The organism is Streptomyces sp. NPDC041968 (assembly GCF_055589025.1).
On the sequence record NZ_JBVJCB010000002.1, the window covers coordinates 331520 to 349197 of the forward strand.

The window sequence follows — 17678 nt, forward strand, 5'->3', positions numbered from 1 at the left end:
CCAGGCACTTCACCCAGCGCGACTCCGCAGCTCGACGCAAGCGCTGGCGCCTCAAGATCATTACATTGCCGGGCGTGTCTGTGCCCGGCACTGCGTCATCCACCGGACGGGACAGGGCTCGACGCACCGCGAGTCGCGATGACACTGATTGACAACTGATTGATTCTCACGGGTCTGGTCGCTGTCCCGGTCCTGCGAAAGGGTTCCAAGAAGGCGGCAGTGCGGCATCTGCGCACTCGATCTGCTGCCGCGCCGAGTGTTCAGGCGTACCCACGAGAGAAGGAAACACACCCCTGATGCGCGCCCTTGTGGTCAATCACAGTGAGGCCGGACCCGTCCGGTTCGCCGATGTCGATGAGCCCGTACCGTCCACCGGTCAGGCGTTGGTGGAGATACGGCACATCGGTCTCAACTTCGGAGAGCTGAATTACGTGCACCAGTGGCCGGCCGGCGCTGTGCACGGTCACGACGCGGCCGGCATCGTGGTGCGCGCCGCGTCCGACGGCTCGGGACCGCCCGCAGGTACGCGCGTCGCAGTGGGAATGGCCCCCCACGCGTGGGCGGAGCGGGTGGCAGTCAGCCCCGCCTCGCTCGGCACCGTCCCCGAGGGTGTCGATCTGGCCCACGCCGCGGCCCTGGGGATCGCCGGAGTCACCCCTCTGCGAGTGCTGCGCAAGCGTTCCCTGCTGGCGCGCAACGTTCTGGTCACCGGCGCCAGCGGGGGCGTGGGGCACTTCGCCGTCCAGCTGGCGGCGCTGGCGGGCGCCCGGGTGACGGCACTCGTCGGTTCGCCGGAGCGGGCCGCCGGACTCCGCGAACTCGGCGCCGACAAGGTCCTGACCGACCTGGCCGAGACCGGGGACCGGTTCGACCTCGTCCTGGACACGGTCGGCGGACCACTGGTGGCCCGGGCGTGGAGTTCCCTCGCCGAGGGCGGCACCATCCACCTGGTCGGCTACTCCTCGGGGCAGGAAACCACCTTCCCGGCAGGGGTCTTGTTCGGCTTCGGCGAACCCCGCAGCATCGCCACCTACGGGGACATGACGCCGACCGGCGGGGAGCTGACGGACCTGCTGGGCCTCATGGCCGCCGGGAGGCTCTCGGCGCCGGTCGGACTGCGAGGCGACTGGCAGGGCGTGGACGACGCCGTCCGGGCGCTGTTCGCGCGGAAGGTGCACGGAAAGGTCGTTCTTGAAGTGGTCTGACGCTGCAGGCGAGGACACATACGCCTCGCCTGTCGGCGGGCGGTTCGCGGCGGTGGACGAGAATGGACCCATGGATGTGCTGGCGGAGGTCTTGCGTGTTTCGGGTGCGCGTGGAGGGCTCGGGGTCGTGCTGAAGGCCGGCGGAACCTGGGGCCTGTGGCTGGACTCCTATCCAGGGGCGGCGCTGCACGTGGTGTCCCGCGGCACCATGTGGCTCCACGTCACGGGCGAGAAACCTCTTGAGGTGCGGGCCGGAGACGCCGTCCTGGTGTCGCCGGGCACCGCACACGGGATAGCCGGCGGAGCCAGTGTGACGATGGGTTCCTGCGACCGTGAGGCAGCGGCCCGGTCCTTTGCCGATGGCCGGGCACTGCGGTTGGGCTCGGCGCCGGTGCAGACGGAAGTGATCGTCCTGCACTACGAGCAGGACCCGGAGGTGCGCACACCGGTGCTCACCTCCCTCGCCCGGCCGATGCATGTCGCAGCCCGGGAGAACGCGCAGCTCGCAAGGACCGTCGGACTTCTCGCTGCTGAGCTCGCACAGCCGCAGATCGGCACCACCGCCGCCGTCAACAGCATCGTCGACCTGCTGCTCGTCCAGTTCGTACGCGCCTGGCTGGCCCGCCACCCGCAGGAGCGGTCCGGATCATGGCTGGGAGCGATGCGTGATCCGGTCGTGCGCGACGCTCTGGCGTGTGTCCACGCCCAACCGGAGCGCCCCTGGACCACGGAGACCCTGGCCGCCGCGACGAACGTCTCCCGGGCGACGCTGTCCAGGCGTTTCCGGTCCGCCCTCGGACAGACGCCGGGCGCGTACGTGACGCAGTGGCGTATCGACCTGGCGTCCGTCCGGCTCCGCGATACCGATGAGCCCGTCGAGTCGATCTCCGGCGCGGTCGGATACGGCTCTCCGCACGCTTTCAGCCGTGCCTTCAGACGTGCCCGAGGCACGGCCCCGGGCGAATATCGTTCTCGACTTCGCAGGTGATCTGGCCTCGACTGGTAGGAACATCGGTACAGCGGTTATCGGTGAGAACGATCATGGTCAGGGCGCGAGTGCGCTGACCCTGTTCTCGTACTCCCGGCGGGCCTTGCGCTGGGCTGGCACTGCGGGAAGACCCTGGCCGCCGTCGAGCGGCTGGCAGCGGGCGAGAAGCTGGCGGTGCACGGCGGGGACGGCGCTGACGCGCAGGGTGTAGCCCTGGCCGCGCCGTACGGTGACGCCCTGGTCGAGCGCCGCCTGCTCGGCGGGCTCCAGCTCGGCGGTGCGGAGATCGTCGGCGACCTTGCCCGGCATGTCGAGGGTGACCGGCCGTTCCGGGGCGAGGGCGTCCTCCTCGATGGTGATGTGGTCGGGCATGAGGTCGGCGACGGCCGTGCGGATGGCGCCGCGGCTGACGCCGTGGTCGCGGGCGAGGCCGGCGATGGACCGACCTTCCAGGTACGCGGTGCGCACGGCGTCGGTTGTGTCGGCGGGGACGGCGGGGCGGCGTCCGCCCTTGCTGCCTTTGGCCTCGGCGGCGCGCAGTCCGTCGTAGGTCAGCTCGCGCTGGAGGTCGCGTTGGAGTTCGCCGGCGGCGGCGAGGGTCTGCACCATGAACTTCACGGTGGACAGCAGCTCGCCGGTGCGGGGGTGGCGGGCGGTGAGGTCCATGGCGGAGAACGCGCCGTCGTGGATGGGCAGGGCGAGGCGGTCGCGGTGGAGGACGTCGAGCACGTCGAGGATGTGCCCGGTGCCGCGCACGAGGCGGAACATCTCGGAGATGTGCACCGTGTCGCCCGGCCGCGCGTACTGCAGCAACTCGCGGAACTTCGGTCGCTGGAGCGGGTGGAGGCGGCTGGAGGTCCCCGGGTCCTCCTCGAAGACGACCGGGTCCTCGATCCCGGCCTCGTCCAGGACGAGGTTCTGCCGGGCGGTCGACTGCTGGTCGGTCGAGACCCGCTTGTAGACCAGGTTCGCCACTCGGGGGCCCCTTCCGTGCGGAGGAATGGACCCTATCTGTCGTCAAACCCTGTCAGCAATCACCATCGGATCTGATTGGATTCGTGCCGCCGTGAACCCCCGGATTGCACGCGTGGTGATGTTCTCGCCGAGTGCGCCGGGCGCCACTTCGAACCCGTCGTCGCCGACCTCGTCGAAGAGCTCTTCATGAATGAGGTGGACCTGGCGCAGGTTCGGCTGGGTGGGGTCCTGCGCGATGCGCGAGCGATGCTTGACCGTCACACCGGCGTGCACGTCCCCCTCCACACCGAGCCCGGCGAGCAGCCTGACGCTGTCCCTGTTCGGCTTGGTGAACGAGTACTCCCCGTTGCTGCTGACTGCCGTCACCCGCCCGCTCATGCCTCGAAGCCCCCTCGTCGACGCCCGTGAACAGCCACGAGCCTAGCCCTGGCCGCGGCACGGGAGCCTCCGAGTGGTCGGCCAATCATTCGCCCTCTCCTCGGGCGCCGAGAGGCTCCTGTCTGATCGAACTGACGGAAGCGATCGGAAACCCGCAGGTCAGGGCTCAAGTCACCGGTAGCTGGCCTGGGTGTGGTCTCGCACGGCATACTCTTGGCATGGCTGGCATCGAGATCGACGACACCACCGCGGACGCGCTGCGGGCCCTGGCCGACGCGGCGGGGCTGCCGCTGGACGCCTACCTCGCGCAGGTCGCCGAGGAGAAGCGGCGCGAGCGCGCGCTGGCCGAGGGCGCGGAGATCTTCCGGCAGGTCACCCGCGATCCGGAGACGGCCGCTGCGTTCGACGCTGAGTACGGGGGCCCCACGCCGGCGCAGACCGCCCCGCGGGCGGCCTGATCGGTGCCTGCCGAGTACTACGTCGACTACCGGTGGTTCCTGGAACGCCAGGCTGAGCTGCTGGACGACCTCGCGGTCAACGACTACTCCGTGTTCGTCGGCCTCGCCGCCCGGCACAAGGTCGACCCGCCCCGCCACGACCAGCACCACCCGGACGCCTTCTGGCGTGCGGCCGTCCTGCTGGAGGAGTGCGTCGTGCTCCGGCCGCTGCCCGCACGCAACGAGCTGTACGGATTCGGCGTGGCGGTGGCGTACCTCGGGATGCACGGGGAGCGGGTGAACACCAAGTTCGAAGCCTGGCGGGATCTCATTACCGACATCACCGCCCTGCGTCTCGACGCGTTCACCGTCGCCGAACGGCTGCGCTCGCTGCGCCTGCCGTCGGCCTGACCTCGCTGTCTACCCCGGCCACATCCGAGGGTTGCGCAGGCAGTCCCGGGCCGGGCGGGTGAGGGGCGGGGCGTCGTTTTGGGTGACCATCCCCGCGGGGCGCGGGGTGCGGGGAGCAGGAGAATGACACCAACGTGCGCATCGCTGCGACGGGACCATCCCCGCGGGTGCGGGGAGCAGCTGCTCGGCGCCGCGGTTCTCGCGCACATGGCGGGACCATCCCCGCGGGCTCGGGGAGCAGCAGCCGAAGCCACAGTTCCCGGGCCCGGACAAGGGGCCATCCACGTGGGTTCGGGGAACAGGGTCTCAGCGCAACTTCGCCGTCACGTTCGGCGAGCGGAGATGGGTCGTGACCGAAGGAGGCCCAGCCGGGTTGTGCGTTCCCTTCCGCACGCACGCCTTCATCAGGGCGGCCGTGAGCACGCAGGCGGTGTACATCGTCGGCGACGGCGGACTCGGGGCACTGGCCACGGAGATCTGGGAACCGTGCGGCATCGCAGGCGCAGGTCTGTATGGCCTGTCGCGGTGGCTGCGCCGTGTACGCGGCATTGAACTCGCCACCGTGGAGAGCGAGTCGGCTGATCAGTGAACGACGGCTGCCCGCCCCGCGTGAGGCAGGCGGCCCGCTCACGCTGGGTGGGGCCGGCGAGCCCGGCGTGTGGGGCCCTGATATCACCGGCGCCTGTCGAGGCGATCCTTCCGCGCACGGATGAGCTCGGGTCAGCCCGTCCCCCTGGCCCGGCTCGGCGCGATACCCAGCGCGATCACCTTCCAGCGATCACGGCCACGACCGTGAGCAAGACTGCGCACCCGGCCATCGCTGCTGTCTGCCAAATCCTTGTTCCTCTGGGCTGTCGCCGCCTATCAGGACCAGCTCGCGGAGCAGGGCAAAGAGCGGGCAGCCGCGGGCACCGCCGAGAAGGCCGCGACCGCCAGACCAGGCCGAGCCTCCTCGCACGGGGACGTGATCGGCGCTGCACCCTTCACAGGGTGCAGCGCCGATCACGTTCCCGGGGGATCGTTACGCCCAGCGGGCTGTACCAAGGCTCCCAAGGCCGCGCACCTTCTACAAGTCGTCGCTGCCGTCCTCGTAGTCGATGACGGCAGCCAGCTCGCCGTACTGGAACCACTGCCGATCCGACGCGAGTTCTCGCACCCGCTTGACGAACATCGCCCATGCCGGATGCGACTGGAGCTGAGTGGCGTGCGTCCAAAGGGTAACCGCGAGCTCAGTCATCCCTGACGCCTCCCGGCACTGCGCGTTCTCAGCCCATGCAGTCAGGATGCCGTCCAGCTGGCCGGGTTGGATCAGGCGTGCGCACGGGATCACCGCCATTGAGGTGAGGCGCTCGGCGATGCGCCAGCCGCCGGCCGAGGCCAGCAGGGGCGCCAGGAAGTCGGTGAAGTAAGCGCGGGGCCGCCGCTCGATAACGGCGGCCTGCTGGGTCGGGTACAGCTGTGCGAACGTGTCACCCAAGGCAGGGATGCGTGCTCGAACGGCGTCAACCCCAGCCAGGGCAAACACAGACGCCATCGCGGAGTCCAACCCGAAGGTGTCGGTGGGGAACATGAGCCTGCGCTCGACGTAGGTGCCGATCTGTTGGCACACCGTCTCGTCCAGGGCGTCCACGAACACGTCGAACTCGCCCAGGCGCGTGATCGCTTTCAGCTGCTGTTCGATGGGCAGTCCGTTGAACGTGCTCATCGCCTTGGTGACGGCCTCCCGCACAGCACCTCGGTCGTGCTGGGTAAAGGCGATCAGGCAGAGCGCGTGCCGGTCGGCAGCCACGCTCGCGGTGATGCCGATGTCCTCGGGCACCTCCAGTTCGAGCATGGCGTGCTTGGCTGCGATGGCCAGGATCTGCTTCCAAGCGCTGGACTTCACCCGCTGGGCGAACATTTGCACCAGGTAGTCGGCGTGGCCGACGAAGGAGGGGTCGCCCACGTGAGCTTTGTACCGGTCGAACGCCTTGCGACCCTGAGTAGGTGGGTGCACCAGCAGGGCGTCCAGCGCGGCCACGAGGTGGGCCCGCGCGTACTCGCCGCTTGGGGCGAACACGTCCCCGAGCGGGCGCAGGGAAGGGTGCGCGCACAGGTGGCGGTCCTGCTGCAGGCGTTCCAGCTGCCGGTGCTCGATGAAGTCGATGAGTTCCAGGTCGAGCGCGTTCTGCAGGAGCTTGCTCTCGACCTGCTGCATCGTCTTGACCGCTTCGGCGTCCGCCTTGCTGCGGGCTGCCTCGATCTTCTTGACGACCTCAGCGGCCGTGCCATCGCCGTCCTCGGCGAGCTGGTAGAGCTTGTGGATGATGTCGGCGCAGACCGCGGTCCAGGTGGCCACGATGGCGGCCCGGGGGGTACCAGTGCTGTGGCAGCGGTAAGCGTCCGCGACCAGCGGCCGGACCTCCTGGTGCCAGACTCGGGTGATGCGGTCTTCCAGGTTCAGCACCAGGTGCTCGCCGTTCCGTCGGGCCCGCGCGGTGCGGGCTGGCCCGGCGGCCGGCCGGGCCGCGGAGTTCTCGTCCCTCTATGTATAGGCGGCGGACACCCGTGTGGGCACCGGGTTTCCCTGCTGGACCTGCCTCGCGATGGCTACCGAGTCTACGCGGCGTGCGTGCAGCAGCCAGCGAAGCGGTCCTCCAGACCCAACCATTCGGTAGCGCGCGCGAAGGCCTCGGTGCCGATGTTGACCCGGAGGGCGGTGCCGTCGCTCTCGAACCGGATGCGGTGCACGTACCAGTGGTCGACGCTCAGTTCGACGGCCTCGCGCTCACATCGACCTCAGCTCTCCTGGCGGAGGGAGACCCGGACGTTCTCGTTCTCGTCGCGGCCCAGGAACAGGCCCTGTCCCTTGAGGTCTGCGTAGAGGGGCGCCTCGACGCCGACGTCGAGGACCTCTGCCCGGCCTGCGGACGTCGTGAGATCGACCTGGGCGATGAGGGGAGAACCGTCGGTACCCTCTTCGGAGTCCACCACGCCGTACGCCGTGCCGTCGTCGCGGATCGCAGAGAGGGCAATGGTCTTGCGGTCGCCGTCGGTGGCAAGGCAGACGCCGCGTTCCTCCTTGAGGTCGAAGGCGACGGGTCCGGCGGCGAGGTAACGGCCGCTGGCGGAAGTGACCGCGAGATACTCCCGCTTGGCGAACAGCTTGGTGGGAAGGGGGAGGTCACAGGTCATGCTCGCGCGCAGGGTTCCCGTCGTGATGTCGTGCACAGACCACATCGGATCGCCCTCGCTGCGGCCGTCCTTTCCCGGCATCGTCCAGCCCGCGAGGACAAGGCCGTCACGCACGCCGTACACCGTGCCGTTCCACTCCTCTAGCACGCCCGCCTTCGCGGGAGCCCCGCCGGGGCGTACCGCATCGCTAAACCAGCCGCCCGGCACGCCGAAACCGCTCTCGTCCATATCGACGAGCGGCCCCTGGGGAGAGAGGGCGATGATCCGGCTGTTGTCGCAGAACTGCTGTTGCGTGCACTGCGGGAGAAGAGAATCGACGTCTTCGTACTCGGCTACTTTGCCGGTGAGTACGTCGACACTCACCGCCTGGTCCGGGTAGGCGGGCTCGTCACCCGTACCGACCATCAGCCGGCCGCCGTCGTCGCTCACCTGCACTTCGCCCGGCCCGGCGGACACCGGTACGTCGATCACGCGCAGCGGCTTCACCGAGTCACCGGATGTTTCCGCCTTGTAGACCGCCATCTGGACGACTTCAGTGCCGTTGTGTAGTTCATCTGCGCCCTTCATGCCGTGCGCGTACGCGACGACGTACTCCTCGCCTTCCTGGATGACCGTTGTTACGTCGGGGATCTCGGCCGCCTCGCCGTACTCGGACCCCTCCGCCCCCTCCACCGGGATTGGCGGCTGCCAGGTTCCGGACGTCCAGCGGACCTCGCCGCTGTCGGCGGCGTGGACCTTGAGGGTGTAGCCGCCGGACGCGGCGTGCAGCAGAGCCACCACGCCGGTGTCCCGGGCCGCGGCCACGGGCAGGGTATGGACCGAGCCCGTGACCCAGTTCAACATCTCGTCCCAGCCCTTGTCGCCCCGGTACGCCGGCGGCACGCTCAGACTGACCGCCTTCTCGGCACGGAACCTCGGGCCACCACCCTTGTTCCCACTGTCCGCGCCGTCATCGTCCTTGCCGCTGTTACCGCCACCACCACATCCCGTGACCAGGGCGGCCACCAGCATCGTCCCGGCCGCGGCCTTACCCCCGTGCATCGCTCTTCCTCTCACCGTCCGAACCGGCGGCGCGGACACCGCCGGAGGTTATCAACGCACCGACCGTATCAATGAACCGGACGCCTCAGATTGGGAGTTCAGGCTGCGGGATGGCGCGGTACGTCAGCGGATCCACCCGAGACCTGCGCAGCTATGACCTCTGTGACCAGACCCGTTCCAAATCCTGTCCCCGCTACTGACCGAAGGGCCCGGACCCCGTCCGGGCCCTTCGCCATGTCCGGACCCCACACCGTAGGGGCAGTTCCCTGCACCCGACAGAAGGGCTTTCTCGGAACGCTGTGCGGGCGTCGCTGCCGGGGTCGTCGGCTTGGAGCCGCTCATCGTAAGATCCGGCGGGCGGAACGCCGCCACGGACGGGCGTAATGAACGGCAAAGTTGCAGTCCGACGTTCGAACGTTCAAGAGTCCGCTCTCGATCACCCAGCCTCCTTGCGCACGCGCGACCGTGCCAGGAGCGGCGGGCGTCGATCAGAAGCGAGGAGGCCTAGCCGGCGAAGTGACCGGCGAGGTCACCTCGGACAGCAGTTCGAAAATTGGATAAGCTGGTCGCGGCCGGCGTGCGCCAGCATTCAGCTGGAGGCCCGGCCCGTGACTGTTCAGGGGGACGAGAGGACCACCACAAAGACCTCAAGCTCGGCAGCACACGTGCCCAGCCAGCCCCTGGGCGCCCCTGGCGTCCTTTTCAGCGACGCGGCATCCGTGGTCACGAGTGCCACCTCTGGCGCGGTTGAAGCGCTGCCGCGGCCGCTGGACACCTTGACCTGGCAGGAGCCCCCCGCTCTGGAGCAATCGGACTTCGACGCCGAGTGACCGCGTGGCCTGGACTTACGTCGTCTGTCGACGCCGTACTGCTTCGGTGGCACCGGAGGCGGTCCCCAGTCGGTTTGCATGGCCTCGATGCGTGGGACTGCGCGGGTCACGCAGACGGCGTCGACCGCGTTCGTGATCAGTCGGGCCGGTCGTGCACGTCCAGGAGGTAGCGGGTAGCGGCCTTGTTCCGGGCGCGGATGACTGAGCGGGCCGTCCAGACGAATGACGCTGTCGCCATGGGGGAGGCAGCTGCGGTCAGATGGTGGTTGATCTGACCGAACGCGCTGCCGAGGATACTGCGCAGCAAGCCGGCCGTAGGGTGACGTCCCGAGGTTGAGGATGGCACCGGTGTCATGGGAACCGTCTGTCTGGAAATCGGTGTGCAGGCCGCTTACGTAAGCCCGGTTGAGGGATCGGATCACCGCCCGCAGCGGCTGTTCGTGAGCGAGGAGGGCGGTCGGCCACGGCGAGGACGGGGATGAGAGACCGGTGCACCAAACCTGCGTCCGAGCATCCTCGCTGGCCGACCCGCCCTGCCCGAGCGCTAGCGGCCGTCGCCGTCCGTGACAACCATGGTCTTGACCGTGTTCTGCGTATTCTTGCCGGAGATGAACGTGTCCCGGTCCTTGCGCCCGGCGGCCGGGCGCCTGACGCGGACCTCGGTTGCGTCGATGATGCCGCTCTTCCCGCTGGTTCCGAGGTGGTCGACGACCTCGGCCAGTGCCCGCAGCCGCGCACCCGGACTGATGGTGCACCCTCGCTCGGCGAGCAGTGGCCGCACCTCGCCGAGGGCACGCGTGATGGTGGAGCGGTCCACACCGAACCAGCAGGCCAGCACGTCAAGAATGACGGCACGGCGCAGATCAACGCTCACTCGCTCGACGGCCCAGCATTTCCTGTGCGGCGTGTCCCGGGCATGGAGCCAGCCGCGGGCCACTCCGCGTTCACCGAACTCAGCACCCCACGGGAGGGCATCCTGCCGCTCGGAACGCGACCTCATGCGCACCGCGTCCCATGCCGTAGGAGTCGGTATCGCTCTTCGGACACGGGACCTGCGGTGTTTGGGGCTCTCAATCGACGATGCCATGGACATAGAACAGCGGCGCGACGCACCGCTCAGTGCCCCTCACCGGACGGACGGCCAACCTCCCTTCACGCGATGCCCTCATCACTCCTCAAGCCGCCCCAACAGGGACGTCTCGAACGGCTCAGCCTGACGTGCGGCTACCGGCGGGAACAGGTGAAGTGATGCCTGTCCCTGTCCTCCAGCATCTGGAGAAAGATCATGATGGGTATGCGTAGGACTGCCGCGGCCACCGCCCTGGCTGCTGCTGCTGTGCTGGCCGGATCCGGCGTGGCCGCGGCGGGAGACGGCTCCGACGGTGACAGCGTCCAGCAGGTACTGGATGCACAGTGCAATGACTTCACGACCCAGGTAGGTGTGGTCAACGTCAACCAGGGTCCTGTCTGTGTCGACTTCGACGACGACAACGCCGGCACTCAGGAGGCGCTCGGCGGGGACAGCTACGACAACAACACCACCGCCTACTGCAACTCCTTCGTGAACCAGTACGGCGTGATCAACGTCAACCAAGGCCCGGTCTGCATCGACTTCTGAAGTAGCGCCGCGCGGACCGAATCCGAACAGCGAATCTCCCTTCCCGCCGAAAGGCGAAGCCGCTGCGCGTGGATACTCCGGTCGCGTAAAGGGAACACACGAAGTGCGTGAGCATCCGACCTGGCCCGGCTTTGCAGTCAAATGGTTCTCCCGACTGCTCCGACCGCGCCAGGCCGGGTGAGGTCGTTCCAAGTGCACCAATTGGTCGAGCCGTTACGGCACGCCCGCGGCGCAGCGATGCACACAGCTGCCCTGGGCGCACGAGCAGGAGCCGATCCTCTACGGCGCGTCGGCCGTTTGTTTCTCGACCTGGCTAGCAGTGCTACTGTGACGCCCCCGCTGGGCAGGGGCCTCCACCCGCATTCTGCCCCGACCGCTCCCCCTCGGTCGCCCGTGAGCGGGCTGGCGGTGCGTACGAACCGCTCTCAGCTGATACGCAGCGCCCCCTCGCCTGCACCGGCGCCCGACGTATGCCCATCCCCAGAGCCGCTCCCCCAGCCACCGCGTGCGGACTATTGTGCCCTCTCACCGCAGACGTCCGGCGTACGACCAAGTCCGGGTCCGTCACGCGTGCAGCATCAGCGGTGGCCACGAGTACGATGCCGGGACCCGCCAGGAGTTCGTGGACGGTCGAAGTACGTGTCAACTGGCCCGAAGACCGACCGCCAGCGTCAGTTCAAGGACCCGGTGTGGCGATGCGAGATCCGGAAACAGCTCCCGCAGCTGCGACATCCGGTACCGGACGGTCTGGGGATGGACGAACAACGCCGCCGCCACCTCGTCCCGCCTGCCCTGGTGCAGCAGCCACGCCCGCAACGTCTCCTCCAGCCGCCGTGCGGTCGCCACGGGCAAGGTCCTGAGCGGGGCGAGGGCTCGGGCACGCAGGTCTGCGAACGCGTCCACATCGGCGGTCAGCACCAGCTCGGGCAGGTGATCCTCGGTGTCGCGGATACCAGAGGAGAGGGAGCGGGCGCGTACGGCTCGTCCGTACGAAGCGGACGCACGGGTCCATGGGCGGGCCGGGCCGACCACGGCCGTGTGGTCGGTCAGCTGCCGCAAGAGATGTGATCGGTCGGCATCGGGCACGAGCAGCACACCGGTGGCGTCCGGCAGATCGTCGAGGACGAGGGTGCTCGGGTCGAGCGCGCGGTAGGCAGGCCGGGCCTGGGCGGCGGGCAGCAAGACCGCCGTCAGCGAATCCGGAGGCTGCCATCCGGCCCGTTGAGCAGAGGCCAGCAGCACGTCCGGACTCGCGCCGGTGAGGAGATCGCGGGCCAGGTGTTCCAGGTGGCGCTCGTGGGCCCTGCCCCGGGCCGCCAGTTCGTCGGCGTGGCCCGCAGCGCTCGCGGCGGAGAGCTCGTCGATGTAGGCGAAGGTCAGCTCGGCGAACTTGGCGACCTCGGCGGCGGGCAGACCTGCGGACACGGCGCCTGCGGCCAGGCATCGCCAGGCCACGCGGGCGCCGACGCGGTAGGCGCTGAGCAGGGCGTCCATCGAACGGCCGTCGCGCACCTCGCCGCGGCCCAGCTCGTAGGCTGCATCGCCGGCGTCGCCACCTGTGGCGTTCCCGCTCGCGAGGTCCAGGTAGTGCCCCAGGGCGGTGCGGACGGCCCGGCGGATGGTGGCGCCCATATGGCCCGACAGGGCGTTGGCGTAGGAGGGGACTTCGTCGATGATCGCCTGAACGACCTCGTCGGCGGTGGTCTTCAGCGCGGCCCGCAGTGCGGTGACCGTCGTCTCATTCAGGGCCAGTTCGCTGGCCCTCCGGATTGCATGGCTCACGTCTTTGTTCCCTGCGAACAATTCCACCCACCAGATTCACGTCCTGCGGTCAGGACTTTACGCCCTGAGGCGCAGCAAGCTGGAGCCATGACGAGTGCAGCCCTCCGCAGCAGGGCGTGGAAATTGCTGGAGATGGTCACAACGCCGCTGCTGCCGTCGGACTACCTCGACCTGGTCAGCCCACTGCGTGCGGGCGCAGACCTGCGTGGGCGCATCGAGGCCGTGCACCCCGAGACGGGTGACGCCGCGACCATCGTGATCAGGCCGGGACGGGGCTGGCGCGGCCACACAGCCGGTCAGTACGTGCGGATCGGGGTCGATGTCGACGGGGTGCGCCTGTGGCGTGCCTACTCCATCACCTCGCCGACGAACCGCCAGGACGGCCGCGTCACGATCACCGTGAAGGCTATCCCGGACGGCAAGGTCAGCAACCACCTGGTCCGCAGGGCGAAACCGGGCACGCTGATCGAGCTCGACCAGGCGACCGGTGACTTCGTGCTGCCGCAGGCCAAGCCCGCCAAGGTGCTCTACCTGACGGCCGGCAGCGGCATCACACCCGTGATGGGTATGCTGCGCGACACCGAGCCCGACGACGTCGTCATGGTCCACTGCGCGCCACAGCCGCAAGACGTGATCTTCCGCAACGAACTGCACAACCTGGTCGCGGACAAGAAGCTGCGGCTCACCGAGGTGCACACCGCCAGGGACGGCATGCTCGACATCGCCCGTCTCGACGAACTCGTGCCCGACTGGGCCGAGCGCGAGACCTGGGCCTGTGGGCCCGCGGGCCTGCTCGACGCCGCCGAAGAGCACTGGAGCACACACGGCCTCCAGGACCGTCTACACACCGAGCGGTTCCGCCCCAGCATCGTCGTCGCCGGTGATGGCGGCGAGGTCACGTTCAGCGCCACCGGCAAGACCGTCGACGCGGACGGCGCCACGCCGTTGCTCGACATCGGCGAAGGGGCGGGCGTGCTCATGCCCTCCGGGTGCCGCATGGGCATCTGCTTTGGCTGCGTCACGCCGCTCAAGGCGGGCGCCGTCCGCGACCTACGCACCGGCGAGATCACCGAGGCCGAGCCAGGCGTCCTCATCCAGACCTGCGTGTCCGCCGCCGCGGGCCCCTGCGACATCGAACGGTAGGAGAACCTTGACCGCTATCGACCCCACCGCCCACCTGACTGCGCAGCAGATCGAGGAGCTGGGCCGCGAGCTGGACGCGATCCGCGACGAGGTGATTGCCAGCCGAGGCGAAAAGGACGCCGCCTACATCCGTAAGGTCATCGCCGCCCAGCGCAAGCTGGAGCTGGTCAGCAGGGGCGTGCTGCTGTTCTCGATATTCCCGCCCGCGTGGCTGCTCGGCACCGCCGGTCTGTCCGTGGCGAAGATCATGGACAACATGGAGATCGGCCACAACATCCTGCACGGCCAGTGGGACTGGATGCGGGACCCGAAGATCCACTCCTCCACCTGGGAGTGGGACCACGTCTCGCCAGCCGACCAGTGGAAGCACTCGCACAACGAGCTACACCACACGTACACCAACGTGATCGGCAAGGACAACGACCTCGGCTACGGCATCATGCGCGTCGACGAGGACCAGACGTGGCACCCGTTCCACCTAGGCCAGCCGCTGTGGAACTTCCTCAACGCCTGCTTCTTCGAGTACGGCATCGCAGCGTACGACCTGGAGCTCGGCAAGAACCTGAACAAGCGCCGCCGCAAGGACCCGGAGTTCCGCGCGCGGGCCAAGGCCGTGGGCCGCAAGATCCGCAAGCAGGTGCTCAAGGACTACCTGATCCACCCGCTGCTGTCGGGCCCGTCGTTCCTCCCCACGCTCGCCGCCACGTTCACCGCGAACCTGGTCCGCAACATCTGGTCCCACTCGGTAATCATGTGCGGACACTTCCCGGAGGGCGTACAGGTCTTCGAGCGCCGGTCGATCAAGGACGAGACGCGCGGCCAGTGGTACCTGCGCCAGATGATGGGCTCGGCGAACATCAGCGGCAGCAAGGCCACGCACTTCATGACCGGCAACCTGTCGCACCAGATCGAGCACCACCTGTTCCCCGACCTGCCGAGCAACCGGTACGCCGAGGTCGCGGTGAAGGTGCGCGCCCTGTTCGAGAAGTACGAGCTGGAGTACGTCACAGGGCCACTGCCCAAGCAGGTGCTCTCCGCGTGGCGCAAAGTCTTCCGGCTCTCGCTGCCGAACAAGAAGCCCGAGGTCGGAACGCCGGACCGCGAGCAGGAGCTCGTCGCCGCCTGATTGTTACAAGCGCCTGGCTCACGAACCCGAGGCCAGGCGCCCTTGTCCGCAGGCTCCAGAATCGCCACGCACTCCACGTGATACGTCATCGGACGTCACAAGGTGTGCGGACGGGAGGAGGATCTGCGGCAGGTCAGCTGCGGGATGCCCGGCGCAGCGCTCGTCACCGGGCCGCCCGGGCCAACCCGGTGGGCCGGTGATGAGGCTGGACATCCGGACCGACTCGTCGCCGGGTTTCACCTCGTGCACTTCAGCGTCCGCCCCGGACACCTGCCCGGGTGTTGCTCAGGCGTCGATGATGATGGGGATGATGAGGGGCTTGCGGCGGTGGGTGCGGAACGCCCAGTTCGCCACGGCGCGGGCGACGAGTTGTTCGAGTTGGCGCGCGTCCCCGACGCCTTCCTCGGCCGCGGTGGCCAGGGTCTTCTCGATGACGGGGATGACCGGCTCGAAGGTGGTGTCGTCGTGGACGAAGCCCCGGGCGAGGAAGTCGGGGGCCTCGGCGAGGGCGCCGGTGTCCGCGTCGACGATCGCCACCACCGTGACGACGCCTTCGGCGGCGAGGGTGAGGCGGTCCTTGAGGGACGCTTCGGTGGCGCCGCCGACTTCCATGCCGTCCACGTAGACGTTGCCGGCGGGGACCTTGCCGGTGATGGACGCGCGCCCGTCGACCAGGTCGACGACGACGCCGTCCTCGGCGATGACGACCCGGTCGGGGTCGACACCGGTGCGGATGGCGAGGTCGCCGTTGGCCCGCAGGTGGCGCCATTCGCCATGCACGGGCATGACATTGCGGGGCTTGACGATGTTGTAGCAGTAGACGAGTTCGCCGGCGCTGGCATGCCCGGAGACGTGCACCTTGGCGTTGCCCTTGTGGACCACGTGGGCACCCCACCGGGTGAGTCCGTTGATCACCCGGTAGATGGCGTTCTCGTTGCCGGGGATGAGGGAGCTGGCGAGCAGGACGGTGTCGTCCTTGCCGATGCGGATCATGTGGTCCCGGTTGGCCATCCGTGACAGCGCGGCCATCGGTTCACCCTGGGAGCCGGTGCACACCAGAGCGATCTTGTGATCCGGGAGCTTCTCCAGCTCCTTCGTGCTCACGACCAGACCGGAGGGGACCTTCAGATAGCCCAGGTCCCGGGCGATGCCCATGTTGCGGACCATCGACCGGCCGACGAAGGCGACCTTGCGGCCGTGCTGGTGGGCGGCGTCCAGGACCTGCTGGATGCGGTGCACATGGCTGGCGAAACTGGAGACGATGACCCGGCGCGGCGCGGTGCGCATCACCTGCTCGATCGCCGGGTTCAACTCCCGCTCGGAGGTGGTGAAGCCGGGTACTTCGGCGTTGGTGGAGTCGGTGAGGAACAGGTCCACACCCTCCTCTCCGAGGCGGGCGAAGGCACGTAGATCGGTGATGCGGTCGTCGAGAGGGAACTGGTCCATCTTGAAGTCACCGGTGTGCAGCACCATCCCGGCCCGGGTCCGGATCGCGACCGCGAGGCTGTCCGGGATGGAGTGGTTGACCGCCACGAACTCGCAGTCGAAGGGCCCGAAGCCACGCCGGTCCCCCTCCCGCACCCGCACCGAGCGCGGCCGGATGCCGTGCTCCTTGAGCTTGGCCTCCAGGAACGCCAGCGTCAGCTTGGAGCCGACGACCGGGATGTCCCTCCGCTCGCGCAGCAGGTACGGCACGCCGCCGATGTGGTCCTCATGACCGTGGGTGAGGACCACCGCCACGATGTCGTCCAGCCGGTCCCGGAACGAGGTGAAGTCCGGCAGGATCACGTCCACGCCGGGCTGGGTCTCCTCGGGGAACAGCACCCCGCAGTCGACGATGAGCAGCTTGCCCGCGTGCTCGAACACGGTCATGTTGCGGCCGATCTCACCCAGGCCGCCCAGGGCGATAACCCGCAGCCCTCCTTCGGAAAGGGGAGGGGCGGCTTTCAGTTCGGGGTGTGGATGACTCATACCCTGACGGTACCCGGAGAGCGGGACAGGATGATCCATTACCTCCTCCTGACAGGGTCGGGGCGCGATGGTGTGGTCTCGGGTGGGCACGAGCGTCCCGTCCACGATCAGTACGGTGCCCTTGTCGAAAGACCTGCGGGGCCAGAGCGCGATCACCGGCCCGGATTGCCGATGATCCGGTCCACGGCTGACTTCGACACACCGAGGAGCAGGGCGAGCTGCCGCATCGTCAAGTTCGTTCGCCAATAGGCCGCGACCAGCAGCGTCCGGTCCTCCAGAGCCAGGCTCCACGGCCGCCCTCTACCGACGGCGTCCGCACCCTCGCGCCGCAGAACCGTCACCAGCTTCCCGAAGGAACGCAGGCTCAGCCCGGTGAACGGGGCTATCCAGGACGGCAGCGATGCCGTAATCACACCAGTCACAACTGGATCACCCCGGTTGCCGCTGCCGCCCCATGCCCTCGATTCTGCGTGAGGGGGTTGGTCCTCTCCGAGATGTGAAGGCTTCGGCACCGAACGCCTGGCGCACCGATGAGTTTCCTGCACTGCGTGGGTCTTATCGGCAGCAACGCACACCACAGTGGTACGGCCCCTACGTGA

At 68.5% G+C, this 17678-nt stretch carries 15 protein-coding genes and 2 pseudogenes; 8 read left to right on the plus strand and 9 right to left on the minus strand.

Annotated features, from left to right (window positions below):
* Positions 1-296: 296 nt before the first annotated feature.
* Together ACZ6EG_RS06515 and ACZ6EG_RS06520 are read left to right on the plus strand one after the other, a co-directional pair.
* On the plus strand, positions 297-1205 hold the full coding sequence (locus ACZ6EG_RS06515; RefSeq protein ID WP_469602150.1) for a zinc-binding dehydrogenase: 909 nt from the start codon (positions 297-299) through the stop codon (positions 1203-1205).
* Between the two features lie 70 nt (positions 1206-1275).
* Positions 1276-2193 carry an AraC family transcriptional regulator gene (locus ACZ6EG_RS06520; RefSeq protein WP_469602153.1) on the plus strand — a complete coding sequence of 306 codons (918 nt, stop codon included), beginning with the start codon at positions 1276-1278 and terminating at the stop codon, positions 2191-2193.
* Positions 2194-2250: 57 nt separating this feature from the next.
* On the opposite strand, the gene ACZ6EG_RS06525 is transcribed toward ACZ6EG_RS06520, so the two are convergent.
* Together ACZ6EG_RS06525 and ACZ6EG_RS06530 are read right to left on the minus strand one after the other, a co-directional pair.
* Entirely contained in the window at positions 2251-3168 is a 918-nt protein-coding gene (locus ACZ6EG_RS06525; protein WP_469602156.1) for a recombinase family protein, read from the minus strand.
* 102 nt (positions 3169-3270) lie between these two features.
* Positions 3271-3546, minus strand: a pseudogene (locus ACZ6EG_RS06530) (MOSC domain-containing protein); the annotation flags it as partial.
* Positions 3547-3764: 218 nt separating this feature from the next.
* Between ACZ6EG_RS06530 and ACZ6EG_RS06535 the strand changes: the two are divergent.
* The 3 genes from ACZ6EG_RS06535 to ACZ6EG_RS06545 all read left to right on the plus strand — a co-directional run bounded on the left by ACZ6EG_RS06535 (position 3765) and on the right by ACZ6EG_RS06545 (position 4983).
* Positions 3765-4004, plus strand: a complete 240-nt coding sequence (locus ACZ6EG_RS06535) for an antitoxin MazE7 (RefSeq protein WP_469602159.1) — start codon at positions 3765-3767, stop codon at positions 4002-4004.
* 3 nt (positions 4005-4007) lie between these two features.
* A complete protein-coding gene (locus tag ACZ6EG_RS06540; RefSeq protein WP_469602162.1) occupies positions 4008-4394 on the plus strand; it encodes a toxin Doc in 387 nt (128 codons plus the stop codon).
* 415 nt (positions 4395-4809) lie between these two features.
* On the plus strand, positions 4810-4983 hold the full coding sequence (locus ACZ6EG_RS06545; RefSeq protein ID WP_469602165.1) for a hypothetical protein: 174 nt from the start codon (positions 4810-4812) through the stop codon (positions 4981-4983).
* A gap of 477 nt (positions 4984-5460) precedes the next feature.
* Here ACZ6EG_RS06545 and ACZ6EG_RS06550 read toward each other — a convergent pair whose 3' ends face one another.
* From ACZ6EG_RS06550 to ACZ6EG_RS06565, 4 genes are all read right to left on the minus strand, one after another.
* Positions 5461-6840, minus strand: a complete 1380-nt coding sequence (locus ACZ6EG_RS06550; protein WP_469602168.1) for a hypothetical protein — start codon at positions 6838-6840, stop codon at positions 5461-5463.
* A 332-nt stretch (positions 6841-7172) separates the two neighbouring features.
* Positions 7173-8609 carry a hypothetical protein gene (locus tag ACZ6EG_RS06555; RefSeq protein ID WP_469602171.1) on the minus strand — a complete coding sequence of 479 codons (1437 nt, stop codon included), beginning with the start codon at positions 8607-8609 and terminating at the stop codon, positions 7173-7175.
* 966 nt (positions 8610-9575) lie between these two features.
* The gene (locus ACZ6EG_RS06560) at positions 9576-9746 is read right to left on the minus strand and encodes a hypothetical protein (RefSeq protein ID WP_469602172.1); all 171 of its coding nucleotides are present in this window, start codon (positions 9744-9746) and stop codon (positions 9576-9578) included.
* A 237-nt stretch (positions 9747-9983) separates the two neighbouring features.
* Positions 9984-10313 carry a transposase family protein gene (locus ACZ6EG_RS06565; RefSeq protein ID WP_469602174.1) on the minus strand — a complete coding sequence of 110 codons (330 nt, stop codon included), beginning with the start codon at positions 10311-10313 and terminating at the stop codon, positions 9984-9986.
* A 420-nt stretch (positions 10314-10733) separates the two neighbouring features.
* Between ACZ6EG_RS06565 and ACZ6EG_RS06570 the strand changes: the two genes are divergently transcribed.
* Positions 10734-11057: a hypothetical protein gene (locus ACZ6EG_RS06570; RefSeq protein ID WP_469602177.1), complete on the plus strand. Its 324-nt coding sequence runs from the start codon at positions 10734-10736 to the stop codon at positions 11055-11057.
* A 642-nt stretch (positions 11058-11699) separates the two neighbouring features.
* On the opposite strand, the gene ACZ6EG_RS06575 is transcribed toward ACZ6EG_RS06570, so the two are convergent.
* Complete coding sequence (locus ACZ6EG_RS06575; RefSeq protein ID WP_469602180.1) at positions 11700-12839, minus strand: PucR family transcriptional regulator; 1140 nt, start codon at positions 12837-12839, stop codon at positions 11700-11702.
* A gap of 87 nt (positions 12840-12926) precedes the next feature.
* Between ACZ6EG_RS06575 and ACZ6EG_RS06580 the strand changes: the two genes are divergently transcribed.
* Positions 12927-13982, plus strand: a complete 1056-nt coding sequence (locus ACZ6EG_RS06580; protein WP_469602183.1) for a ferredoxin reductase — start codon at positions 12927-12929, stop codon at positions 13980-13982.
* 7 nt (positions 13983-13989) lie between these two features.
* Positions 13990-15108 (plus strand): fatty acid desaturase family protein, encoded by a 1119-nt coding sequence (locus ACZ6EG_RS06585; protein WP_469602186.1) that lies wholly within the window; start codon positions 13990-13992, stop codon positions 15106-15108.
* Between the two features lie 285 nt (positions 15109-15393).
* Here the strand turns inward: ACZ6EG_RS06585 and ACZ6EG_RS06590 are convergent, their stop codons facing one another.
* Positions 15394-17079, minus strand: coding sequence for a ribonuclease J (locus ACZ6EG_RS06590; RefSeq protein ID WP_469602646.1), 1686 nt, complete (start codon positions 17077-17079; stop codon positions 15394-15396).
* Between the two features lie 57 nt (positions 17080-17136).
* Positions 17137-17501: pseudogene (locus ACZ6EG_RS06595) on the minus strand (transposase family protein); the annotation flags it as partial.
* Between the last annotated feature and the right edge of the window lie 177 nt (positions 17502-17678).